Genomic DNA, 21,738 nt, shown 5'->3' with positions numbered 1-21,738 from the left:
GGCTACCTCTGCAGCTCGACGACGGACTGACCGATCCGCACCCGCGTGCCCGGGCCCAGCGGCGTCACCTGGGCGATGCGCTGGTCCTCGACGTAGGTGCCGTTGGTGGAGCCGAGGTCCTCGACGAACCAGGACCCGTGCTGCGGGAAGATGCGCGCGTGGCGCGACGAGGAGTAGTCGTCGTCGAGCACGAGCGTGCAGCTCGGCGCCCGTCCGATGAGGATCGACGACGTCGTGAGGGGGATCGTCGTGCCCGTGAGCGGGCCGGCGGTGACGACGAGCCGGGACGGTCCCGCGGGTGCGGCGGGGCGTGCGGGCTCCGGAGCCGCGGCAGGCGTGGGGCCCGACGTCGGGCGCGCGGCCTGCGCAGCGCCCTTGCGGCCCCGGCGGGGCGTGATCTTGGTGCCGTACAGGTCCCGACGCAGCACCCCGATCGCGGAGAGCACGAACACCCAGAGCAGCACCAGGTAGCCCAGCCGCAGCAGGGTGAACGTGAGGTCGGTCATGCGGGCCGGATCACCACTCCTCGTTGTCGGACGCGCCGGTCCAGAACATGATGCGGGTACGGCCGATCGTCAGGGAGTTGCCGTCCAGCAGCGTCGCGGCCGGCACCTGGTGGCCCTCGACGAACAGGCCGTTGGTCGAGCCGAGGTCCGTCGCGATGACGCCCTCCGGCGTCACGCGGATCTCCAGGTGGCGGCGCGAGACGCCCGGGTCGTCGACGACGATGTCGGCCTCGGAGCCACGCCCGATGACGGTGACCGGGCCTGTGAGCAGGTAGCGCTGCCCGTCGATGTCGACGAGGGGGTGCCGCGTGCTCGGGGACGCGGACGTCGCGGGCGCCACGTTGCCGCGCACGCTGGCCGAGCGGAGCTGGAAGCGGCCGACGTCGAGCGTGTCGTTCTGCTCGAAGCTCACGCTCACCGGGCCGACGAACGCGTAGTGCTGCGACGCCGCGTACTGCGTGACGTTCGACGCCAGCTCGTCGGCGAGCGTCTCCGCGCCCCACCCCTCGACCTGGCCGAAGTCGTCCACCGACAGCTCGATGGTGAACTCGTTGGGCACGACCGTGCGCTCGCGGTCCACGACGGCGGCGCGGTCGTCGACCTCGCGCCGCAACGCGCTCGCGAGCTCGACGGGCTTGACCTCGCTGCGTCCGACCTTGGCGAAGGCGTTGTTCACCACGCGCTCGACGCCCTTCTCGAAGCGGTCCAGGACTCCCATGCCACCTCCTCCCTCGTGCTCGCTCGTGCTGCGGCTCGTGCCGCGGTCCTCGTCTGCGCCTCCCGGACCTGCTCCCGGTGGCCTCTGGTGCACACCTGCGTCCCGGGCAGACTACCTAGATCGTATCGATCACGTCTGCGACGGAGGCCCGATTCGTCGCACGATCTCCGGACGGATGTGGTGCGTTCGGGGCGGAGCGTGTGAACGTCGGGCGCGCGGCCGTCGGGCACCTCGTCGGTGCGCGACGACCGGCACGTGGCGGCCGTCACGTCGGGCCGCGGGGTTCCAGGCGTCCTTGTGCGCCGTGCTAGTCTTCTGCGGCACGCGCGAGTGGCGGAATGGCAGACGCGCTGGCTTCAGGTGCCAGTGTCCGAAAGGGCGTGGGGGTTCAAGTCCCCCCTCGCGCACGTGGCGAGGGCTTCGACGTCACAGTCGGAAGGCCCGCGCAAGAGTCCCGGTCAGGTGATCCTGACCGGGACTTCTTGCATCCCGGGCTCCTCCTGATCCGATCCCCCACGCCAGGGGGCGTGGAGCGCTCCCCCGCCATCGGGTCGGCAGGAGTCAAGAACTAGTCAAGTGTCTGCGGCTTGCGCAATGGGAAACCGGTATCCTACGATCGAGAAACCGGTTACCCAGATCTCGACCCCATCTGAACGCCTCGACGAGCTCTTCCGAGGCGGGCTGCCCGACGTCGTCGTCGGCCGGCCGCGCAGGGCGCACGACCCGGCGCCCGCGCACCAGGACGAGGTCGTCGCGTCGACCGATGCGAACGCGGACCTGGAGCCGTGAGTCACCACGCACTGCCCCCAGTTCGATGACGAAAGGTGAGGCACCACGATGAGACGACCCGTCGCACGACGACTGCTCGCGGCGACCGCCGCGACGGCCCTGGCGGCCACGATGGGCGTGACGGCCCTGACGACGACCGCGAACGCGGCCGTGACCGGCAGCCCGACCGGCTACGCGACCCAGAACGGCGGCACGACCGGTGGCGCCGGCGGACAGACCGTCCGCGCCACGACCGGCACCCAGATCCACGCGGCCCTGTGCAACCGGGCCAGCGACGACACCCCGATCGTCATCGAGGTCGAGGGCACCATCAACCACGGCAACACGGCGAAGGTCTCGGGCGACAGCTGCAACACGGCGGCCGGCGTGATCGAGCTCAAGCAGATCAGCAACGTGACGATCGTCGGCGTCGGCAACGGCGCGACGTTCGACCAGCTGGGCATCCACATCCGTGAGGCCAGCAACATCATCATCCAGAACGTCACCGTGAAGAACGTCAAGAAGTCGGGCTCGCCCACGTCGAACGGCGGCGACGCCATCGGCATGGAGAGCGGCGTCAACAACGTGTGGGTGGACCACGTGACGCTCGAGGCGTCGGGCGGGGAGTCCGAGGGCTACGACGGCCTCTTCGACATGAAGGCGGGCGTCCAGTACGTGACGCTGTCCTACAGCATCCTGCGCAACTCCGGCCGCGGCGGCCTCATCGGCTCGAGTGAGAGCGACACGTCCAACGGGTTCGTGACGTTCCACCACAACAAGTACGAGAACCTCGACTCGCGCACGCCCCTGCTGCGCGGCGGCATCGCCCACATCTACAACAACCACTACGTGCAGCTCAACGAGTCTGGGATCAACTCGCGGGCCGGGGCGAAGGCGAAGGTCGAGAACAACTACTTCGAGGACTCCAAGGACGTCCTCGGCACGTTCTACACCGACCAGAAGGGCACCTGGCAGGTCGCCGGGAACGTCCTCGACAACGTCACGTGGTCGAGCCCGAGCGGTGACATCCAGCCGGCCGGCCCGAACCTGACCTCCACGACGTCGGTCAGCATCCCGTACTCCTACACGCTCGACGGCGCGAGCTGCGTGCCGAACCTCGTGAACCAGACCGCGGGCGCGAACAAGGGCCTCAAGGTCTCGGACGGCTCGTGCACGCCGCAGACGCCGGACCCCGACCCCACCGACCCGACGGACCCGACCGACCCGACGGACCCGGGCCCGGTCGACCCGACGGACCCGCCGGAGCCGGGCGCCGAGACGATCTACGTCGCCCCGAACGGCAGCGCGAGCGCGGCCGGCACGCTGTCGGCGCCGACGACGCTCCCCGTCGCGATCGAGCGCGTCGCCTCGGGCGGCGAGATCTTCCTGCGCGGCGGCACGTACGACCTGTCGTCGACCGTGACGATCGAGCCGGGCAACGACGGCACGTCGGGCGACCGCACCCTGCTGTCCGCGTACCCCGGGGAGCGGCCCGTGCTGAACTTCTCGGCGCAGGCGGAGAACTCGGCGAACCGCGGCCTCGCGATCGGCGGCGACTGGTGGCACGTCTACGGCATCGTGGTCGAGCACGCGGGCGACAACGGCATCCTGCTCGGCGGCAGCAACAACGTCATCGAGCGCGTCGTGACCCGCTACAACCACGACACCGGCCTGCAGCTCTCCCGTCTCGTGGCGGGCGCCCCGGCGAGCGAGTGGCCGTCGAACAACCTCGTCGTCAGCAGCGAGTCGCACGACAACGCGGACTCCGACGGCGAGGACGCGGACGGCTTCGCCGCGAAGCTCACGTCCGGTCCGGGCAACGTGTTCCGTGACACCGTCGCCCACAACAACATCGACGACGGCTGGGACCTGTACACGAAGTCCGACACCGGGCCGATCGGGCCCGTGACGATCGAGAGCTCGCTCGCCTACGAGAACGGCACGCTCTCCGACGGCGGCCAGGCCGGTGCGGGCGACCGCAACGGGTACAAGCTCGGCGGCGAGGACATCAAGGTCGACCACGTCGTGCGCAACTCGTTCGCCGTGGACAACGGCAAGCACGGGTTCACGTACAACTCGAACCCGGGCTCGATCGCCGTGAGCGGCAACGTCGCGGTCGGCAACGCCGAGCGCAACTTCAGCTTCGACGCCGGGACCCACCGGTTCAGCGGCAACGTGTCGTGCGACTCCGGGGCGAACGACAAGACGGTCGGCACGGACGCGGGCGGCAACTCGTTCTGGTCCGGCTCGAACGGGTCGGCCTGCTCCGCGTACGACGGCGAGCTCGGCTGGTCGTTCGCGGCGGACGGCTCGCTCCGGGTCACCTTCGGCGGCGAGCCGACGAACCCGACCGACCCGACCGACCCCACGGACCCGACCGACCCGACCGACCCCACGGACCCGACCGACCCGACCGACCCCACGGACCCGACCGACCCGACCGGCCCGCCGTCGGGCACCAACCTCAGCATCGGCGCCGGCGCGGACGGCTCGAGCAAGGGCAGCGGGACGAGCTACGGCAACGCGATCGACGGCAGCACCGCCACCTGGTGGTCGCCCAGCGGCTCGACGGGGACCGTCTCCGTCAAGTGGGGCACCGCGACGACCGTGGGCCGGGTCGTCGTCAAGGAGGCCGCTGGCGGCGGCAGCATCGGGACGTGGCGCCTCGTGAACAACGACACGGGCGCCGTCCTCAAGACGGGCAGCGGTGCGGGCACGATCACGTTCACCGCGACGTCGCTCAAGAAGATCAACCTCGAGATCACCGGCGCGTCGGGCACTCCCCGCGTCGCCGAGCTCGAGACCTACGCCGGGTAGCCCGACCCTCCTCCGGGAGACCCGTGCACGACCCTGGGCGGGACCACCTGGTCCCGCCCGGGCTCGACGGCGGCCCCGCCGCGCCGTCCGCGGCGGGGCCGTCCTTCTGCCGGGGCGTCCTCCGGTGCCCCGTAGCGCCGCGCGGTCGCGACGGCGCGGTCCCGCAGCAGGTCGCGCAGCGGTGCCGGGTCCAGCACCTCGGCGTCCGGTCCGAGCTGCCACACGGCCCAGACGGCGTGCCGGAGGTCCTGGAAGCTCACGTCGAGCACCAGCAGGCCGTCGTCGGCGACGGACTCGGCGTGGACGGAGACCGCGGTGCCCACGAGCATCTCCCGTCGGTCCGGCACGAGCCGGACGCGCGCGACGACCTGGTCGTCTCCCGCCCGGAACCGGGCGCTGCGCTCGCGCCAGAGCTGCTCGAGGTCGACGACGTCGGGACGGTCCGCCGGCTCGGCGAGCGCCTCGGCAGCAAGGATCCGGGAGAGGCGGTACGTGCGGTCCGCCCCGCCGACGGTGGCGAGCAGGTAGCCCGTGCCACGGGCGGTGACCATCCCCAGCGGGTCGACCTCGTGCGAGGCCGGCGGCCGGTCGACGGCGGCGTAGCGTATCCGGAGCCTTCGTCCGTCGAGCACGGCGCGCCGGACCTCGCGCAGGACTCCCACGGGGACCTCCTCGGCGGCCTGCCGGCGAGCGAGCAGGTCGATCTCCGGCTCGACGAGGATCCGCCGGGCCGCGTCGTCGGCGGCGTCACGGTGGGCCTCGGGCAGCGCGTCGACGACCTTGCGGACGGCCGACGCGAGCGCGGTCCCCAGGCCGAGCGCCTGCTCGCCACGCCCCGACGTGGCGGCGAGCACGGCGAGCGCCTCGTCCGGGGTGAGGCCCGTGAGCTCCGTGCGAAAGCCGGGCAGGAGCGCGAAGCCGCCGTGCCGGCCGCGCTCGGCGTAGATCGGCACGCCTGCGGCGGAGAGCGCCTCGACGTCGCGCAGGACCGTCCGGGTCGACACCTCGAGCTCGCGCGCCAAGGTGGTCGCGGACAGCCGGCCCCGCTGCCGGAGCAGCAGCACCAGGGAGACCAGCCGGTCGGCGCGCACCCGAGAAACGTACCGGGATACATGACAGAGGGTGTCGTCTATCGCAGAGAGGCTCGGATACGGGCGTGCGGGACGTCGGCCACGAGGGTCGACGCGCGCCCGGGCAGGACGAGTCGGACGGAGTCGGCATGGCAGTGCAACGAACGGCGATCAACCCCGTGGCGTGGTCGCAGGAGCTGGGGTTCAACCAGGCGGAGCTGGTCTCCGGGCACACCCGGACGCTCTTCTGCTCCGGGCAGACGGCGATGTCTCCCGACGGCCGTCCCCAGCACGAGGGCGACCTCGCGGCGCAGCTCGCGCTGAGCCTGGACAACCTGGAGGCGGTGCTGGCGGAGGCGCGCATGACGCTCGCGGACGTCGTCCGGCTGAACGTCTACACGACCGACGTCGACGCGCTCTTCCAGCACTACGGGGTGCTCGCCGCACGGCTCGGGGCCGCGCGCGTCGCCCCGGCGACGACGATGCTCGGGGTGACCCGCCTGGCGGTCACCGGGCAGCTCGTCGAGCTGGAGGCGACCGCGGTCGCCTGACCGAGCGCAGCAACGGCGCCGGGACCGGGTTACCCGGCTCCGGCGCCGCCGGCCCTCCCGTCGTCCAGCGCCTCAAGCGGGAGATCTCATGCGCCTCGCCCAGGGCGAGGGACGGGCCGTCGGGTCAGGGCGCCAGGGCGAGCGGGACGCGGGTGCCGTACCCGTCGTGCCCCTCGACCCGGCCGGGGAGGCGCGAGCGTCCCCGCGCCGCGGCGTCCCACACCTCGACGACCCACGCGGCGGCCGTGTCGACGACGAGGTCGCGCGCGTCGTAGGCCGCGCGCCCGGGGGCGACGAGCGGCAGGCGACGGACCGCGTCCGGCGTCGCGGCGTCGAGGTGGTCGCGCAGGCGGCGGGCGTGGGTCTCGGCGTCCATCGGGTCACCGTAGCGGCGGTGCGGAGCGCTGGGGGCCGAGGTCCTCGAGCTCGGCGACGAGCGTGCTGTGCTGGGCGTCGCGCCGGACCGCGTCGCCGAGCGTGGTGGCCCGGCGCGTGTACTCGGGGTCGTCGAGGACCTGCCGGACGGCGCGCGCGACCCGCTCGGCGGACGCCTTCCGTGAGAGCGCGACGCCCGCGCCGCGCAGCGTGACGCGCACGGCGTTGTCGCCCTGGTCGCGCCCGTGCGGCAGGACGACGACGGGGCAGCCCGCCGCGAACGCCTTGAGGAGCGTGCCGTGCCCGCCGTGCGTGACGACGAGCGCGGCGTCGCGCAGCACCTCGTGGTGGGGAGCGGACGCGACCACGGCGACGTTCGCCGCACCCGGCACCTCGCGGGGAGCGAGCCCCTGCCCGGTCGTGACGACCCCGCGCACGGGCAGCGTCGCGAGCGCCGCGACGATCCGCCGCAGGAGCGCGGCCTGGTCCTGGAACGTGGACGACAGCGCGACGAGGACGAGCGGGTCGTCGCGCGGCGGCGCGGCCCACGGGACGTCGTCGGCCCACGTCGGGTCGTCGAGCACGGGCCCCACGTACCGGGCGTTCGCCGGGAGCGGGCCGGGGAGGTCGAACGCGGGGCTCGTCATGACGAGCTGGCGGCGCGCGGCGCTCATCTGCTCCCACGAGCGCGCGAGCGGGTCGAGGCCCAGGTCGGCGCGCAGGGCGTTGAGCCGGTCGCGCGTGTACCGGTCGAACACGCGCGTCGAGAGGCCGGTGATCATGCGGTCGCGCAGCCGGCCGAGCGGCCCGCGCGCGGGCTTGAGCCCCGCACCGAACGGCGTGCGGCCGGGCGTGGGCAGCGCGTAGACGTTGGGGACGAGGACGTCGAACGGGACGCCCCGCGACTGCGCGGCGATCATCGCGCCGAACGCGAAGACGGACGTCACGACGAGGTCGGGGCGCTCGTCGTCGACGGCCGCGAGGACGTCGCGCGCGTAGTCCGGCGCGGGCCCGGCGATCACGTGGTCGCCGATGTCGCGCGCCTGCGCGAGCAGGCCCGACGCCTCCCAGTCCTTCAGGGGGTCGTGCGCCGGGTCGCGGTCGGGGCGGTTGGGCGCCGTGCGCCACGGGACGAGCGTCGCGCCCGTCGCGCGCACCTCGGGCGCCATCGAGTCCTCGGCGAGCACGCGCACGCGGTGCCCGCGCTCCACGAGCCGACGCACCGCCCCCACCTCGGGCGGGACCGTCCCGCCGCCGTCGGTCAGGGCGAAGAGGTACGTGCGAGGCATGAGCCCTCCCCCGTCGTTCCGCGGGCCGGCCGGGCGGCGCGCGTCCGTGGGACCACGCTAGCCCTGAGGCTGCTCCGCGACGCGGCCCGGCCGACCCCGCTTCGCGTCGGCCGTGGGCCGGATCGCGTAACCGAGGGCGCGGAGCACCTCGTCGAGCCCTTCGAGAGCACCGCGGTGGCCCCACGAGCGCGAGCCGACGAGTCCCTGCACGGCGACCTCGAGGCGGGTGTCACCTCGCGTGAGCCGGAGCGTCAGCAGCTCCTCCACCTCGAAGAGGTCGAGGGCCACGAGCTCGACGGAGAGGCCCTCGCGCTCCACCCGGAGGAGGAAGGTCGGCGGGTCCACGGTGCTCCAGAGGTCCACCTCGTCGCGTCGGACGACGAGCAGGCACGGCATCTGCCGCTTGCGTTGCTTCAGCGGGATCTGGTCGAGCAGGGCCGTGGAGCGACGGACCGGTCGGACGAGGGCCACGGTCGCGCCGGGGTTGGCGGCGACGGCCCGGTCGAGCTCGCGTCGGACCCGCGACCGGGCGACGATCGACACGGCGGCGACCAGGACGACGCCCGCGACGCCCATCCACAGGAGTCCGGTCGCGGAGAGCTCCCCCCGGTCGTGCATCCGCCAGGACCGCACGGTTCCCTGGACGGCGACCGGGAACACCGCGACCAGCGCGAGGGCGACCGTGGTCCCCCAGTCCCGCTTCCAGGCCCGTCGTCGCGCCATCGCCTCCCCGTCCCCTCGCAGCCGACCGCATCCAACCCTAGATCTGCTAGGGTCAATACCCCTAGAAGAACTAGGCATAGGAGTGCCATGCGTATCGACAAGGACCTCGTGGCCGCGTCGGCCACCCCGCTCGTGCTCGGGATCCTCGCCGACGGCGAGTCGTACGGCTACGCGATCCTCAAGCGCGTCGACGAGCTCTCGGGCGGCCGCATGCAGTGGACCGACGGCATGCTGTACCCCCTGCTGCACCGGTTGGAGCGGCTCGGGCTCGTCGAGGCGTCGTGGGGCACGTCCGACGTCGGCCGGCGCCGCAAGCACTACGCGATCACCGCTGCCGGGCGCGAGGCGCTCGTCGAGCGCCAGGCGCAGTGGGACGTCGTCGCGCACGCGCTCCACCAGGTCTGGCGCACGGCCCAGGACGGGCTGCCGACCCCGCCGCGCGTCGCGGAGGGGTGGGCCTGATGGGCGCCGCGACCGCGCCGACCGACGGGGCGCACCCCGGCCCGCACGCCGCGCTCGAGGCCCAGATCGACCAGTGGCGCGGGTACGTGCGCCGCCGCGAGGCCATCTCCGCGGCGGACGTCGACGAGATGGAGGACCACCTGCGCGAGCGGGTCGAGGACCTGCGCGCGACCGGGCTCGACGACGACGAGGCGTTCCTCGTCGCGGTGAAGCGCATGGGCACGCTCGACGACCTGTCGCGCGAGTTCGCGCAGGAGCACTCCGAGCGGCTGTGGAAGCAGCTCGTCCTCGTCGGCGAGCAGCCGGGCCGCACGCGGTCGTGGCGCGAGCTCGCGGTCGTCCTCGCGCTCGCCGTGGCCACGGGGATCACGGTCAAGGTCGCGACCGCCGTCCTCGACCCGGAGACCGTCGGCCTCAACGTCGGGCTCCTCGTGCTGCCGTTCCTCACCGCCTACCTCGCGTGGAAGCGCCAGGTCACGGCGCGCGTCGTCGGGGCGCTGGCCGTGCCGTTCGTGGTGCTGGGCGTCGTCCTCAACGTGTACCCGTTCGAGCCCACGGGCTCCACCCTCGTCCTCGCGGCGCTCGCCGCCCCCGCGACGCTGTGGGCGGTCGTCGGGCTCGCGTACGTCGGCGGGCGCTGGCGCTCGGACGCGCGCCGCATGGACTTCGCGCGCTTCACCGGCGAGCTCGCCGTGTACTACACGCTCCTCGCGCTCGGCGGCGGGGTCCTGCTCGGCCTCACCGCGGGCGTCTTCTCCCTCGCCGACGTCGACCTCGAGCCCTACCTCGAGGACTGGATCCTGCCGCTGTGCGTCCCGGCCGCGCTGATCGTCGCCGCGTGGCTCGTCGAGGCCAAGCAGAACGTCGTCGAGAACATCGCGCCCGTGCTCACGCGCGTCTTCACGCCCCTGACGCTCGTCATGCTCCTCGCCGTGTTCGTCGTCCTCGCGACCGCGGGGAACCTCGCCGCCGTCGACCGCGAGCTGCTCATCCTCATGGACGCGATCCTCGTGCTGGTCCTGTGCCTGCTCTTGTACTCCGTCTCGGCGCGCGACCCGCTCGCGCCCCGGTCGTTCTTCGACGGGCTCCAGGTCGTCCTCGTCGTCGCGGCGCTCGCGGTCGACGCCGTCGCCCTCACCGCGATGCTCACGCGCATCGCGGAGTTCGGCGTGAGCCCGAACAAGGCCGCGGCGCTGGGGCTCAACCTGCTCCTCCTCGTCCACCTCGTGTGGTCCGCGGTGCTGGCGACGGCGTTCCTGCGCGGGCGCCGCCCGTTCGCCGACCTCGTGGCCTGGCAGACCCGGTTCCTGCCCGTGTACGCGGTGTGGGCCGCGATCGTCGCGATCGTCTTCCCGCCCGTCTTCGGATTCGTCTGACGGGCTGACGCCGGCTGCGGCCCGGGCGTAGCGTGACGGGATGGCCGATGCCGCTCCCGGAGGGCCGCCCGACGGCGGGCTGGTCGACTGGCTCCTCGAGGCCGACCCTGCGCTGCGCTGGCGGGTCGAGCGGGACGTCGTGCGCGCGCCTCCCGAGGTGTGGGAGGCGACGCGGGCGCGCGTCGCGACCGAGGGCTTCGGCGCACGCCTGCTCGCGCTGCAGGACCCGGACGGGCAGTGGGCGGGCGGCGCGTACTTCCCCGCAGACGTGGGCGCGGTCGACGCTGCGACCGACGCCGCGTACGACGCCGGGGGCAGGCCCGAGGAGGGTCAGCCGTGGACCGCGACGACGTGGTCGCTCGTCGCGCTGCGCGAGTGGGGTCTCGATCCGGGCGTGCTGCGCGCGCGCCGCACGCCCGAGCTGCTCGCGGCGCACAGCCGCTGGGAGTACGACGACCTGCCCTACTGGGGCGGCGAGGTCGACTGGTGCATCAACGGGTACACGCTCGCGGCGGGTGCGTGGCTCGGGGTCGACGTGTCGGAGCTGCTCGCCGCGGTGCTCGCCGGACGGCTGCCCGACGGCGGGTGGAACTGCGAGTGGGTGGAGGGCGCCACGGTGTCGTCCTTCCACTCGACGCTCAACGCGCTCAAGGGTCTGCTCGCGTACCAGGAGCTCGCGGGCGGGGACCACGAGCTGCGCGCGGCGCGTCGGTCCGGCGAGGAGTACCTGCTGCGCCGGGGCCTGTTCCGCCGCCTGAGCACGGGCGAGCCCGTCGGGGACTGGGTCTTCCGGCTCGCGTACCCGTTCCGCTGGTACTACAGCGTGCTCAACGCGCTGGTCTACCTCCGCGAGGCGTCGCTGCTCGACGGGACGCCGCCCGACCCGCGCGCGGCGGACGCCGTCGAGCACGTCCGCCGCGCCCGGCGCCCGGACGGCACCTGGCTCCAGGGCCGGCGCCACCCGGGCCGGGTGTGGTTCGAGGTCGACGCTCCCGCGGGCGAGCCGTCACGCTGGCTCACCTACCACGCGACCGTCGTGCTCGACTGGTGGGACGGTCAGGATGCGGGCGGCCCCGAGACGACCTCCGCGCCGTCGAGCACCGCGATGAGCTCGTCGAACCACTCGACGTAGCTCGCGTAGGTGAACGGGCGCTTGTCGTCCCAGCCCACGACCTGGCCCGCCTGCACGGCGGGGAGCCCGGCGTAGACCGGGTTGGCGGCCATCGCCTCGTCGGAGCCCGTGTAGCTCAGCACGACGTCGGCCGGGTGCTCCGGCACGCGCTCCCAGCTCAGCTCGGCCCAACCCTCCTGGTCCTGCGGCCCGCCGATCGTGAAGCCGAGCTCCTCGAGCAGCGCGAGCTGGCCCAGGTTCTTCTGACCGACCCACAGCTGCTCCGCGCCGTTGAGGGGCAGGATCGTCAGCGGCTTCTCGGCCGCGATGCCGCGCAGCGTGTCGAGCCGCTCGTCGAACGCGACCTTCGCCTCCGTGACCTCCGGTGACTCGACGTCGCCGCCGAGCGACTCCGCGAGCGACGCGTAGTCCTCGATCACCTCGACCACCGGGCGCCCCGAGAACCTCATGCCGACGAACGGCGCGACCGCCGTCGCCTCCGTCGTGACCTTGTCGTCCCACCAGGTCCAGGCCGTGCCGTCCTCGTTGCCGAACCCGATCACGAGGTCGGGCTCGAGCGCGAGCAGCTTCTCGAGGTTGAGCTCGGCGTCGGCTCCGACGACCTCCATCTCGTCGACCCGGGCGTTGCCGATCGACAGCGCGCCGGCGTCGGAGAAGCCGTAGCCGAACACGCCCGCGGGCCGCACGCCGTAGTCCCACAGCGCTGCGGCGGTGTAGCCGTCGACGACCACGCTGTCCGGCGCCTCGTCGAGCGCGTACGTCGTGCCGTAGCCCGAGGACGTCCAGGTCCAGCCCTCCGCGGCGGCGGACGGGGCCGCGCCGTCGTCCGCGCCGTCGGCGCCCGGGTCGGTGGCGGTCGAGCACGCCGCGAGCGTGGCCGCGAGCCCGACGGCGATGGTGCCGGCGGCGAGGGGACGCACCGCGCGCCGGGGCCGGGCCTCGCGGGCCGGCGTGGGCAGGGTGGACGAGGGACGGGTGCTGCGGGTCATGCGTTGCTCCTCCGACGAGGCGGTGCGGGCGAGCGCAGGACGGTGGGGGGCCGGTCGGGCGGGTGGGTCGACCGGCGGGGAACGGGGCCGCGGTCAGGCGCGGCGGGGACGACCCTCGGGCACGACGAGCGGCGTTCCCGTCACGGGGTCGGCGATGATGCGGCAGGGCAGGCCGAACACGTCCTCGACCAGCTCGGCCGTCACGACCTCGGCCGGCGCGCCCTCGGCGACGACCGCGCCGTCCTTCATGGCGATGAGGTGGGTCGCGTAGCGGCACGCGTGGTTGAGGTCGTGCAGGACCGCGACGAGCGTGTGCCCGCGGTCGCGGTTGAGGTCGGCGCACAGCTCCAGCAGCTCGATCTGGTGCGCGATGTCGAGGAACGTCGTCGGCTCGTCGAGCAGGAGGATGGGCGTCTCCTGCGCGAGGACCATGGCGACCCACACGCGCTGGCGCTGCCCGCCGGAGAGCTCGTCGACCAGGCGGCCCGAGAGCTCGGTCGTCCCGGTCGCGGCGAGCGCGCCGACCACCGCGGCCTCGTCCTCGCGCGACCACTGCCGCAGGAGCTTCTGGTGCGGGTAGCGCCCGCGTGCGACGAGGTCGGCGACAGTGATGCCCTCGGGGGCGATCGACGACTGCGGCAGGAGTCCGAGGCGGCGCGCGACCTCCTTCGCGGGGATCGAGGAGATCGAGCGGCCGTCGAGCACGACCTGCCCCCGCGACGGCTTGAGCAGGCGCGACAGCGCGCGCAGCAGCGTCGACTTGCCGCACGCGTTCGGCCCGACGATCACCGTGAACGACCCGTCGGGGATGCTCACGTCGAGGTCGGAGGAGATGACGCGGTCGTCGTAGCCGACCGTGATCCCCTCGGCGTGCAGGCGGTCCGCGGGCGGGACGCGGGCCGCGCGCGCGTCGGTCGACGCGGCGGCGACGGTGTCGCTCGGGGCGGCCGCGAGGTTCGTGAGAGCCACCGGGGTCCTTCCGGTCTGCGGGTTGGTGGTCACTTGCGGGCCTCGCGCACGAGGAGCCAGACGAGGTAGGCGCCGCCGACGCTCACGGTGACGACGCCGACCGGGAGCTGGGTGGGCGCGAACGCGCGCTGGGCGACGAGGTCGCTCGCCGCGAGCAGGACGGCGCCCATGACGGCGGCGGGGAGGATCCGCACGCCCGCGGCGCCCGTGAGGCGGCGCGCGAGCTGCGGGGCGGCGAGCGCGACGAACGCGATGGGCCCGGCCGCCGCGGTGACGAGCGCCGTGAGCGCGACGCCGACGATGACGAGGGCGAGGCGCACCCGCTCGCTGCGCAGGCCGAGGGCGGCCGCGGCGTCGTCCCCGAGCTCCAGCAGCCCCATGCGCGGCGCGAGCCACACGAGCGGCAGCGCGAGGAGCGCCGCGAGCACGCACGCGGGCACGGCCTGCGCCCAGGTCATGCCGTTGAGCGACCCGGCGCCCCACACGGCGGCCGCCATCGCGGTCTCGAGGTCCGCCTTGATGATGAGCCACTGGTTGACGGACGCGAGCATCGCGGACACGGCGATGCCGACGATGATGAGCCGGAACCCCTGGACCCCGCGCCGGTACGCCAGGAGGTACACGACCCCCGCGGTGACGATGCCGCCGACGAGCGCGCCCGCCGCGACACCGACGTACCCGCCGCCGAGCAGCATGATGACGACGAGCGCGCCCGTGTACGCGCCGGTGTTGAACCCGATGACGTCGGGGCTGCCGAGCGGGTTGCGCGTGAGGGACTGGAAGATCGCGCCGCTCGCGCCGAGCGCCGCCCCGAGCACGAGCGCCATGAGCGCGCGCGGCAGGCGCCACTCCACGACGACCATGTGGACGGGACCGTCGGCCGCCCCCACGAGCGCCTGGAGGACCTGCGGGACCGTGAGCGGGTAGTCGCCGGTGGTCAGCGCGACGACGCCGATCGCGAGCGCGACGAGCAGCAGCACCGCGCACACGCCGAGCGTGCGCAGGTCGAGCCGGAGGCTCGCGCGGCCGCCGAGTGCGCGCACCACCCGCGTGGGGCGGCCGAAGTCGACGCGGTGCACGCCGCCGCCGCGCACGGACGGGCCTACGGGCGCGTCGTCCCGGACCGGGGCGCTCACAGCCCGCTCGCCTTCGAGCGGCGCACGAGCGCGATGAGGGCGGGGGCGCCGACGAACGCGGTGACGATCCCGACCTGGAGCTCGCCGGGCATGACGACGACGCGGCCGACGACGTCGGACACGAGCAGCAGGACCGGCGCGAGCACGGCCGAGTACGGGAGGATCCAGCGCTGGTCGGGGCCGACCGTCCAGCGCGCGACGTGCGGCACCATGAGCCCGACGAACGCGATCGGCCCGGCGGCCGCCGTCGCGGCGCCGCACAGCAGCATGACCGCGACGCCGACGAGGATGCGCGTGCGCCCGACGTGGGCGCCGAGCGAGCTCGCGAGGTCGTCGCCGAGCGCGATGGTGTTGAGCGGGCGGGCGACGACGAGCGCGATGACGAGCCCGACCACGACGAACGGCGCGATCGTGCCGGCCATCTCCATCGTGCGCCCGGCGAGCGAGCCGGCACCCCAGAAGCGCATGCGGTCGAACGCCGCGGGGTCGAGCAGCGTGATGCCCTGCGAGATGCCGCCCAGGACCGCCCCGAGCGCGACGCCCGCGAGGGTCAGGCGCACCGGCGTCGCTCCCCCGCGCCCCTGCGACCCGATGGCGTAGACCGCGACGGTCGCCACGACCGCCCCGGCGAACGCGAACCAGATGAAGGACTGGATGTCCGTGAACCCGAGGAACGCGACCGCGAGCACGACGGCGAACGCGGCTCCGGCGTTGACGCCGAGGATGCCCGGGTCGGCCAGCGGGTTGCGCGTCATGGCCTGGATGAGCCCGCCCGAGACCCCGAGCGCGGCGCCGACCAGGAGGCCGACGATCGTGCGCGGCAGCCGCAGGTCGCGGATGATCACGTGGTCGCCCGAGCCGTCGTACCCGGTGAGCGCGTCCCAGACGGTGCCGAGCGGGACCGGCTTGGAGCCGACGACCAGGCTGAGCACGATCGCGAGCACGAGGACCACGACGGCGACGAGGAGCCCGAGGCTGCGCCCCGCGTTGGTGCGGGCGACCCCGGCCGGTCGGTCGTCGCGGTCCGTCGCGGGCCGGAGCGTCCCGTCGGGGACGCCGGCCGGCGCGTCGGCGGTCGCGGGCGAGGTCATGGTGCTCGGATCTGCTCGGGGGCGCGTGCCCGGTCGGTCGTCTGCGAGTGAGGTTACCCTCACCTTAATTCACTCCGGGGTGGGCTCGGCAAGACGGTGCGACGAGCCGTCGGGGTGACTCCCCTCACGGCCGCGCCGCGCCCGACCCTCCCCCCCCGGGCCCCGCCACGGGCGTCCCACCGACTCCTGACAGCGTTTCCCCGTCCCGGACCGGCGTGTGCGAGAGTGGCCGCATGACCTCGCACGTCCCCGTCGCCGCCGACCACGTCGTCACCGTCGACGACCAGGGTCGACGGACCGGCACCTTCGAGCGCGCCGCGGTCCACACGACCGAGACGCCCCTCCACCTGGCCTTCTCCTGCTATGTCCTGGACGACGCGGGCCGCCTCCTGCTCACGCGGCGCGCGCTCGCGAAGCGCACGTGGCCGGGGGTGTGGACCAACTCCTTCTGCGGGCACCCGCGCTGGACCGAGACCACCGAGGAGTCGATCGTCCGCCACGCGCGGCACGAGCTCGAGCTCGAGATCGCGGGCCTCGAGGTCGCGGTGCCGGGCTTCCGCTATCGCGCCGTCGACGCCTCCGGCGTCGTGGAGAACGAGATCTGCCCGGTCTACGCGGCGCGCGCGGCGGGCACGGTCGAGCCGAACCCCGACGAGGTCATGGAGACCGCCTGGGCGGACCCGCGCGACGTCGCGCGCGCGGTCGCCGCCACCCCGTGGGCGTTCAGCCCGTGGATGGTGCTCCAGGTCGCCGCTCTCGGCGCCGCGAGCACCGAGGGCGACGGCCCGACGGCGCGCCTCGCCGCGGCGTTCGGACCCACCTCCGCCTGACGCCGGCGGTCGACCGCCCGCGAGGCGCTCAGCGCGTCGTCTGCGGGTGCCGCGCCCGCGCGCTGCGCAGCCGCTCCGGGACCGCGAGACGGTCCGCGCCCTGCGGCGACACCTGCACGGGCTGCGCGGGCAGGGCGAGCGCCTCGACCTGCTCCGCGCCCGGCACCCCGGCCGCGCGCGTGGCGTCGCCCAGCGCGCGGACGACCTGCTCCTGGCGACGCGGGTCGCGGGCCGAGAAGACCCAGAGGTCGACGGCCGTCGCGGTCGCGAGGTCGACGTGCAGCCCCCGCGCGCGCGCCTGCCGGAGCTGGCTCGGCGCGACCCCCACGAAGGTCACGGTGCGGCGCGACCAGACCACGGTGCGCGACGCCGTCGACACGCCGCGGTCGGTGAGCAGCAGACCGAGGGTGCGCGGGCTCGCGACGGCGGCGCGCACGGTCCGCACGTCGAATGCCGCGAAGGGCACCGCGACCGGACGCAGGAACGGGGCGAACGAGCCGACGAGGATCCCGTGGTCAAGCACGACCAGCTTCTCGGACCCGAGGAACCAGAGGATCACGGCGGCGATCGCCGCGAACGACGGCAGGAGGTAGCCGATCGCGGCGGGCCCCGCGTTCCCCACGAGCGCCGGCCCGACGGAGAACACGAGCACCACGACCACCGTCACCGCCCACGCCGGGGCGTTCGGCGTCGCCGCCGACACGTGCCGGACCGTGCCGAGGCCCGACAGCTCGGCGTGGTGGCGCACCTTGCGCGTCGCGCGCGCACCGGTCACGGTCCCCGCCATCGGCCCGCTCATCGGCCGAGCAGCTCGAGCGGGAGACGGCGGACCGTGGCCGCCCCGACCTCGGAGAGCGTGAGCGACGTCGGTGCGCCGTCGGCCCCGTGCTCGCCGCCCCGGACGGTGTACACGCCGTCGGGGGTCGCGTAGACGCTCACCTGCTCCAGGACGTCGGAGCCCGCGTGCACCGCGCCGAGCGTCGTCACGGCCAGCGCTCCCGCGAGCTCCGGCAGGCTCGACGCCCGGGCGGCGAAGTCGTCGGGCGTGAACGTCTGGGAGCGACCGTCGAGCAGGGCCTGGGAGGCCGGGTCGACGAAGACCGCGAGCCGACCCGCGAGCTCGGACAACGGGTAGACGCTGAACGCGTGGTGGCCGCTGGGGGCGACCTCCTCCTCGAGCACGCGGTCGTCCTCGTGGAGGTAGACGTACACCCAGTGCCGGCCGAGCGACGTCGTGCGCTCGACGGACAGGATCGCGTTCGCCGTGCGGCGCAGGACGAGCGGACCCGTGATCTCCGGGACGGCCTCGATGCCGACGGCCGGCCGGCCGTCCACGGGCTCGGCCGCGGCCGCGTCCTCGCTCGGCACGACCATGCCGCGGGCGAGGAGCGAGCGGAGCGCGACGCGGCCCACGAGCGCGCGGTCCGCGCCCTCCTGCGCGTCGAGCCACGGGACCGCCACGAGCTGGGGGTTCTGGAGCCCGTCGAGGATGACGATCTCCTCGTCGGTGAGCGTGACGACGTGCGTGACCTCGCCCGCGACGGCCCGTTCCAGCGCGCTCTCGGCCGCGGCGATGTCCGACGCGGACCACCGCATGGTCTGCTGGGTCACGAGAAGAGCCCTCCGACGAAGTCACCGGCGGCGGAGAGGCCGTCGCCGATCGCGTCCCCGACGTCGGACGCGACGTCCCCGATCGTATCGACCGCGTCGCCCGCGAAGTCCGTCACGGTGTTCCACCCGTCGGCGAGGTACGGGCCGGGGTTGGTGGCGAACCCGGAGATCGCGTCCCAGTTGTCGACGACCAGGTTCCCCAGCGCCCAGGCGCCCGCGACGACGCCCGCGCCCACCACGATCCCGATGCCCACGGGATTGGTGAGCATGCCCGCCATCATGAGCATCGTCCCCGCGCCGCCCACGACCGACAGGCCGCCCATGACGCGGTCGACGCCGCCCCGGACGCCGTCGTACTCGGTGTTGAACATCTGGTTGACGCCGCCGATGACGCCGAACAGGCCGCCGACGCCGCCCACGAGCCGGCCCGCCGTCCCGAGCCCGCCCAGGAACCCCATCGCGTCGTCGAGGACCATGCCGCGCGCGAAGACCGACGCGCTCGCGGCGGCGTCGGACAGGTCGGCGAGGCGGCTGGCCTGGAGGAACGCGGTGAGGGACTGGCCGACCTTCCAGGCCTTCAGCCCGTCGAGGACGTACGTCCCCGCCTCCACGAGGGTCTCACCGACGTCCCAGATCGACCCGGCGAGCGGGGTCCCGCCACCGAGCGGCCCGCCGCCGGGGCCCGTGGGCACGCCCGGGCCGGGCACGCCGGGAGACGGGATCGTGCCGCCCTCGGTGCTCGTCAGGTACTGCTCGTCGGCGTTGCGCAGCACCGCCTGCGACGCCTCGGCGAGCGTCTGGCTCACCCCGCGCAGGAGCGCCACCGAGGACCCGGTCCACTCGCCCCGGAACTGGTCGGCGTCCCCACCCTGCCACCGGCCGGCGGCCTCCACGAGGCCGCTGACCTCGGACGTCGTGCTCACGAGCTGGTCGGAGGCGGAGCGCAGCGACTGCGCGAGCCTCCTCAGCTCGGTGACGTCGGCGCCCCACATCCCGCTCACGTCGTCCTCGTCCCCTCGTCGGTCGATCCGTGTCCCCGCCGCGCCCCGTGCGTCACGGAACGCACGAAACGGGCATCGGGGAGGCTACCGCGCGCACGCGCCTCGCGGCGATGGGGAGGACTCCCCGTCGGGTCTCTGCCGGCTCGGCGTGCGCGTTCGGCGTCGGCGCCGGGGCGGGTGACAATCGACCCATGCCTGCCGCGGTCCCCGACACCCCCGCCACCTCCGACCGGGCGACCGACGTGCCCGTCCCCGCCCGGGACGCCTCGTTCGAGGAGCACGTCGCCTGGGCCCGTGCCGTGCCGGTGGTCGGGTTCGACCTCTCGCCCGTGGCGGAGCGCGTCGTCGAGGACCCGCTGCCGTGGGACTACGCCGCGCTCGCGCGCGAGCTGGTCGGCAGCGGCCGCGGCCCGGTGCTCGACCTGGGGACCGGCGGCGGCGAGCTCCTGTCCACGCTGGGACCGCTGCCCGCCGGGTCGGCGGCGACGGAGGGCTGGGCGCCCAACCTGCCCGTGGCCCGACGCCGGCTCGAGCCCCTGGGCGTCGAGGTGCGGTCCGTGGAGGGCGACGACGAGCAGCTCCTGCCGTTCTTCGACGGCCAGTTCGCGGTCGTGCTGGACCGGCACGAGGAGTTCGACCCCGACGAGGTGCTGCGCGTGCTCGAGCCGGGCGGGGTGTTCATCACCCAGCAGGTCGACACCCGCGACGGCCTGCGCCTCAACACGGCGCTCGGCGTCGAGCTGCCGTGGGACCCGGACTCGGTGACGCTCGAGGCCGCGGTCGAGGTGCTGCGGGACGCGGGCTTCGTCGTCGACGTGGCGCGTGAGCACGAGGGGCTGCGCCGCTTCCGCGACCTGTCGTCCGTGCTCTGGTACCTCAAGCTCATCGCATGGCAGGTGCCCGACCTCGCCTCGCTGTCGCCCGAGGCGGTCGCCCGGTACGAGGCGCCGCTGCGGGCCCTGCACCTGCACCTCGCCGCGGGCCACGAGTTCGTCGACGAGGCCCCGCGCTTCCTCGTCGTGGCCCGCAAGCCCTTCTGAGGCGCCCTCACCCAGCCCACAGCGGGCCGGGGCGGGGTGGGGCCGTGGAGTCGCGGACCACGAGCTCGTGGTCGGTGCGCTTGCGGCGCGGTCGGCCCGACGGCGGCCGGAGCGCCAGCTCGAACGCCGTCGCGCCCATCTCGCTCATCGGGAGGCGCACCGTGGTCAGCGCGGGTGCGAGGTCCTGGGCGACCTGGATGTCGTCGAACCCGGTGACGGACATGTCGCGCGGCACGACGACGCCGCGCTCGCGCAGGAGCGAGAGCACCCCGGTGGCCATGGCGTCGTTGAGCGCGAGGATCGCCGTCGTGTCCGGGCGCTGGGCGAGGATCCGCTGCGTGGCGTCGCGCCCACCCTCGCGCGTGAAGGGCGCGTGGACGACGAACAGGTCGTCCGGGTCGAGGCCGTGGGCCGCGACCGCGCTCCGGATGCCGGCGGTGCGGTCGGCGACGGTGGTGAGCCGCTCGGGTCCGGCGGCGATGGCCAGGCGGCGGTGGCCCAGCCCGAGGACGTGGTCCGTGAGGCTCGCGGCCGCTGCCTCGCTGTCCGGGAGCACGGCGTCGCTGTGCAGGTGGTGCCGCCCGATGACGACGACCCGTCCCCCGGCCTCCTGGAACGCCTCGAGCTCGCGCGCGGCGTCGGCCTCCATCGCGGGCTCGACGTACCCGGACCCGGCGACGAGGATGACGCCCACGCGGTGCGCGCGCATGAGCCGGATCTGCGTGACCTCGGCGCTGGGCTCGCGCTCGGTGTGGCTGATCTGGACGCTCCAGCCGTGCTCGGTCGCGACGCGCACGACGCCGCTCGCGATCTCGGAGAAGTAGGGGTCGCCGATCTCGTAGACGAGCAGGCCCGCGACCGACGTGGTGCCCCCGGCGAGCGTGCGCGCGTGCGGGTTGGCGATGTAGCCCATCTCCGTCGCGACCTCGCGGACGTGCTCCGCGAGCACCTCCGAGACGCCGTCGCTGCCCGACAGCGCGCGCGACGCGGTCGCGAGCGACACGCCCGCGCGCTCGGCGACGTCGACCAGCCGCAGCGCGCTCCGGCCCTTCGTGGTCCGACCCTCTCGACGCACCCCTGCTCCGCTCGTCCGTGCGTCGCCCGGTCGGCGGCCCGAGGGCCCTCCCCGACGTGACGCTTGCCACATCCACTGTCCGCACCGTACTCTAGCGGAAGCGCTTACGAAAGCGCTTTCGCAAACAAGCAGTCTCGTACGGAGCAGTACGGCCTCAGGTCTTCACTACGACGAAGTAGGGAGAGTCACGTCCATGCATTCTCGGTCGA

Annotated in this window: 21 protein-coding genes and 1 tRNA gene; 8 read left to right on the top strand and 14 right to left on the bottom strand. The window is 74.1% G+C overall.

Going from position 1 to position 21,738, the window contains the following annotated elements; translation table 11 throughout:
- Positions 1 to 2 precede the first annotated feature (2 nt).
- Together FB00_RS00385 and FB00_RS00380 are read right to left on the bottom strand one after the other, a co-directional pair.
- Positions 3 to 506 carry an FHA domain-containing protein FhaB/FipA gene (locus FB00_RS00385; protein ID WP_047230884.1) on the bottom strand — a complete coding sequence of 168 codons (504 nt, stop codon included), beginning with the start codon at positions 504 to 506 and terminating at the stop codon, positions 3 to 5.
- Positions 507 to 516: 10 nt separating this feature from the next.
- Positions 517 to 1,224: an FhaA domain-containing protein gene (locus FB00_RS00380; RefSeq protein ID WP_047230883.1), complete on the bottom strand. Its 708-nt coding sequence runs from the start codon at positions 1,222 to 1,224 to the stop codon at positions 517 to 519.
- Between the two features lie 324 nt (positions 1,225 to 1,548).
- Here FB00_RS00380 and FB00_RS00375 point away from each other — a divergent pair.
- Positions 1,549 to 1,631, top strand: a tRNA-Leu gene (locus tag FB00_RS00375).
- 430 nt (positions 1,632 to 2,061) lie between these two features.
- Positions 2,062 to 4,809: a pectate lyase family protein gene (locus tag FB00_RS21440; RefSeq protein ID WP_082140814.1), complete on the top strand. Its 2,748-nt coding sequence runs from the start codon at positions 2,062 to 2,064 to the stop codon at positions 4,807 to 4,809.
- Here the strand turns inward: FB00_RS21440 and FB00_RS00355 are convergent.
- A complete protein-coding gene (locus FB00_RS00355; protein WP_082140813.1) occupies positions 4,797 to 5,900 on the bottom strand; it encodes a helix-turn-helix transcriptional regulator in 1,104 nt (367 codons plus the stop codon). The two genes, FB00_RS21440 and FB00_RS00355, sit on opposite strands and share 13 nt — an antisense overlap.
- A gap of 134 nt (positions 5,901 to 6,034) precedes the next feature.
- On the opposite strand from FB00_RS00355, the gene FB00_RS00350 reads away from it, so the two are divergent.
- The gene (locus tag FB00_RS00350) at positions 6,035 to 6,430 is read left to right on the top strand and encodes a RidA family protein (protein WP_082140881.1); all 396 of its coding nucleotides are present in this window, start codon (positions 6,035 to 6,037) and stop codon (positions 6,428 to 6,430) included.
- Positions 6,431 to 6,554: 124 nt separating this feature from the next.
- Here the strand turns inward: FB00_RS00350 and FB00_RS00345 are convergent, their stop codons facing one another.
- From FB00_RS00345 to FB00_RS00335, 3 genes are read right to left on the bottom strand one after another with little or no spacing between them, the layout of a single operon-like run.
- Positions 6,555 to 6,806: a DUF6389 family protein gene (locus tag FB00_RS00345; protein WP_052877322.1), complete on the bottom strand. Its 252-nt coding sequence runs from the start codon at positions 6,804 to 6,806 to the stop codon at positions 6,555 to 6,557.
- 4 nt (positions 6,807 to 6,810) lie between these two features.
- Positions 6,811 to 8,094 carry a glycosyltransferase gene (locus FB00_RS00340; RefSeq protein ID WP_047230881.1) on the bottom strand — a complete coding sequence of 428 codons (1,284 nt, stop codon included), beginning with the start codon at positions 8,092 to 8,094 and terminating at the stop codon, positions 6,811 to 6,813.
- A gap of 57 nt (positions 8,095 to 8,151) precedes the next feature.
- Positions 8,152 to 8,817 carry a hypothetical protein gene (locus FB00_RS00335; protein ID WP_047230880.1) on the bottom strand — a complete coding sequence of 222 codons (666 nt, stop codon included), beginning with the start codon at positions 8,815 to 8,817 and terminating at the stop codon, positions 8,152 to 8,154.
- 87 nt (positions 8,818 to 8,904) lie between these two features.
- Here FB00_RS00335 and FB00_RS00330 point away from each other — a divergent pair, with 87 nt between their 5' ends.
- The 3 genes from FB00_RS00330 to FB00_RS00320 are packed head-to-tail and all read left to right on the top strand — an operon-like array spanning position 8,905 to position 11,787.
- On the top strand, positions 8,905 to 9,279 hold the full coding sequence (locus FB00_RS00330; RefSeq protein ID WP_047230879.1) for a PadR family transcriptional regulator: 375 nt from the start codon (positions 8,905 to 8,907) through the stop codon (positions 9,277 to 9,279).
- Positions 9,279 to 10,655 carry a permease prefix domain 1-containing protein gene (locus FB00_RS00325; RefSeq protein ID WP_047231187.1) on the top strand — a complete coding sequence of 459 codons (1,377 nt, stop codon included), beginning with the start codon at positions 9,279 to 9,281 and terminating at the stop codon, positions 10,653 to 10,655. The genes FB00_RS00330 and FB00_RS00325 overlap by 1 nt, the downstream gene beginning before the upstream one ends.
- Positions 10,656 to 10,695: 40 nt before the next feature.
- Positions 10,696 to 11,787, top strand: coding sequence for a hypothetical protein (locus tag FB00_RS00320; RefSeq protein ID WP_047230878.1), 1,092 nt, complete (start codon positions 10,696 to 10,698; stop codon positions 11,785 to 11,787).
- Here the strand turns inward: FB00_RS00320 and FB00_RS00315 are convergent.
- The 4 genes from FB00_RS00315 to FB00_RS00300 form a co-directional block, all read right to left on the bottom strand.
- Positions 11,712 to 12,776, bottom strand: coding sequence for an ABC transporter substrate-binding protein (locus FB00_RS00315; RefSeq protein ID WP_052877321.1), 1,065 nt, complete (start codon positions 12,774 to 12,776; stop codon positions 11,712 to 11,714). The two genes, FB00_RS00320 and FB00_RS00315, sit on opposite strands and share 76 nt — an antisense overlap.
- 93 nt (positions 12,777 to 12,869) lie before the next feature.
- The gene (locus FB00_RS00310) at positions 12,870 to 13,652 is read right to left on the bottom strand and encodes an ABC transporter ATP-binding protein (RefSeq protein ID WP_047231185.1); all 783 of its coding nucleotides are present in this window, start codon (positions 13,650 to 13,652) and stop codon (positions 12,870 to 12,872) included.
- 122 nt (positions 13,653 to 13,774) lie between these two features.
- Positions 13,775 to 14,824, bottom strand: a complete 1,050-nt coding sequence (gene fepG / locus FB00_RS00305; RefSeq protein WP_082140880.1) for an iron-enterobactin ABC transporter permease — start codon at positions 14,822 to 14,824, stop codon at positions 13,775 to 13,777.
- Between the two features lie 53 nt (positions 14,825 to 14,877).
- The gene (locus FB00_RS00300; RefSeq protein ID WP_047230876.1) at positions 14,878 to 15,972 is read right to left on the bottom strand and encodes an iron chelate uptake ABC transporter family permease subunit; all 1,095 of its coding nucleotides are present in this window, start codon (positions 15,970 to 15,972) and stop codon (positions 14,878 to 14,880) included.
- 233 nt (positions 15,973 to 16,205) lie between these two features.
- Here FB00_RS00300 and idi point away from each other — a divergent pair, with 233 nt between their 5' ends.
- Positions 16,206 to 16,802 carry an isopentenyl-diphosphate Delta-isomerase gene (gene idi / locus FB00_RS00295; protein ID WP_047230875.1) on the top strand — a complete coding sequence of 199 codons (597 nt, stop codon included), beginning with the start codon at positions 16,206 to 16,208 and terminating at the stop codon, positions 16,800 to 16,802.
- Between the two features lie 28 nt (positions 16,803 to 16,830).
- Here the strand turns inward: idi and FB00_RS00290 are convergent, their stop codons facing one another.
- The 3 genes from FB00_RS00290 to FB00_RS20780 are packed head-to-tail and all read right to left on the bottom strand — an operon-like array spanning position 16,831 to position 19,414.
- A complete protein-coding gene (locus FB00_RS00290; protein ID WP_047230874.1) occupies positions 16,831 to 17,589 on the bottom strand; it encodes a hypothetical protein in 759 nt (252 codons plus the stop codon).
- A gap of 8 nt (positions 17,590 to 17,597) precedes the next feature.
- Positions 17,598 to 18,413 carry a hypothetical protein gene (locus tag FB00_RS00285; RefSeq protein ID WP_047230873.1) on the bottom strand — a complete coding sequence of 272 codons (816 nt, stop codon included), beginning with the start codon at positions 18,411 to 18,413 and terminating at the stop codon, positions 17,598 to 17,600.
- Positions 18,410 to 19,414 carry a hypothetical protein gene (locus tag FB00_RS20780; protein WP_144425538.1) on the bottom strand — a complete coding sequence of 335 codons (1,005 nt, stop codon included), beginning with the start codon at positions 19,412 to 19,414 and terminating at the stop codon, positions 18,410 to 18,412. The genes FB00_RS00285 and FB00_RS20780 overlap by 4 nt, the downstream gene beginning before the upstream one ends.
- Positions 19,415 to 19,605: 191 nt before the next feature.
- Between FB00_RS20780 and FB00_RS00275 the strand changes: the two genes are divergently transcribed.
- Entirely contained in the window at positions 19,606 to 20,454 is an 849-nt protein-coding gene (locus FB00_RS00275; RefSeq protein ID WP_197088704.1) for a class I SAM-dependent methyltransferase, read from the top strand.
- 7 nt (positions 20,455 to 20,461) lie between these two features.
- On the opposite strand, the gene FB00_RS00270 is transcribed toward FB00_RS00275, so the two are convergent.
- Entirely contained in the window at positions 20,462 to 21,529 is a 1,068-nt protein-coding gene (locus tag FB00_RS00270) for a LacI family DNA-binding transcriptional regulator (protein WP_047230872.1), read from the bottom strand.
- Between the last annotated feature and the right edge of the window lie 209 nt (positions 21,530 to 21,738).

The organism is Cellulosimicrobium funkei, assembly GCF_001019615.1.
Classification (GTDB): Bacteria; Actinomycetota; Actinomycetes; order Actinomycetales; family Cellulomonadaceae; genus Cellulosimicrobium; species Cellulosimicrobium cellulans_E.
The sequence above is the reverse complement of the archived record's forward strand: the minus strand, read 5'-3'. Positions and strand labels throughout refer to the sequence as shown.

Coding starts and splice junctions, on each gene's coding strand:
- FB00_RS00340 (WP_047230881.1), bottom strand. CDS start 8,094: ATGCCTCGCACGTACCTCTTCGCCCTGACCGACGGCGGCGGGACGGTC.
- FB00_RS00330 (WP_047230879.1), top strand. CDS start 8,905: ATGCGTATCGACAAGGACCTCGTGGCCGCGTCGGCCACCCCGCTCGTG.
- FB00_RS00320 (WP_047230878.1), top strand. CDS start 10,696: ATGGCCGATGCCGCTCCCGGAGGGCCGCCCGACGGCGGGCTGGTCGAC.
- FB00_RS21440 (WP_082140814.1), top strand. CDS start 2,062: ATGAGACGACCCGTCGCACGACGACTGCTCGCGGCGACCGCCGCGACG.
- FB00_RS00325 (WP_047231187.1), top strand. CDS start 9,279: ATGGGCGCCGCGACCGCGCCGACCGACGGGGCGCACCCCGGCCCGCAC.
- FB00_RS00290 (WP_047230874.1), bottom strand. CDS start 17,589: ATGGCGGGGACCGTGACCGGTGCGCGCGCGACGCGCAAGGTGCGCCAC.
- FB00_RS00345 (WP_052877322.1), bottom strand. CDS start 6,806: ATGGACGCCGAGACCCACGCCCGCCGCCTGCGCGACCACCTCGACGCC.
- FB00_RS00335 (WP_047230880.1), bottom strand. CDS start 8,817: ATGGCGCGACGACGGGCCTGGAAGCGGGACTGGGGGACCACGGTCGCC.
- idi (WP_047230875.1), top strand. CDS start 16,206: ATGACCTCGCACGTCCCCGTCGCCGCCGACCACGTCGTCACCGTCGAC.
- FB00_RS00385 (WP_047230884.1), bottom strand. CDS start 506: ATGACCGACCTCACGTTCACCCTGCTGCGGCTGGGCTACCTGGTGCTG.
- FB00_RS00300 (WP_047230876.1), bottom strand. CDS start 15,972: ATGACCTCGCCCGCGACCGCCGACGCGCCGGCCGGCGTCCCCGACGGG.
- FB00_RS00275 (WP_197088704.1), top strand. CDS start 19,606: ATGCCTGCCGCGGTCCCCGACACCCCCGCCACCTCCGACCGGGCGACC.
- FB00_RS00380 (WP_047230883.1), bottom strand. CDS start 1,224: ATGGGAGTCCTGGACCGCTTCGAGAAGGGCGTCGAGCGCGTGGTGAAC.
- FB00_RS00315 (WP_052877321.1), bottom strand. CDS start 12,776: ATGACCCGCAGCACCCGTCCCTCGTCCACCCTGCCCACGCCGGCCCGC.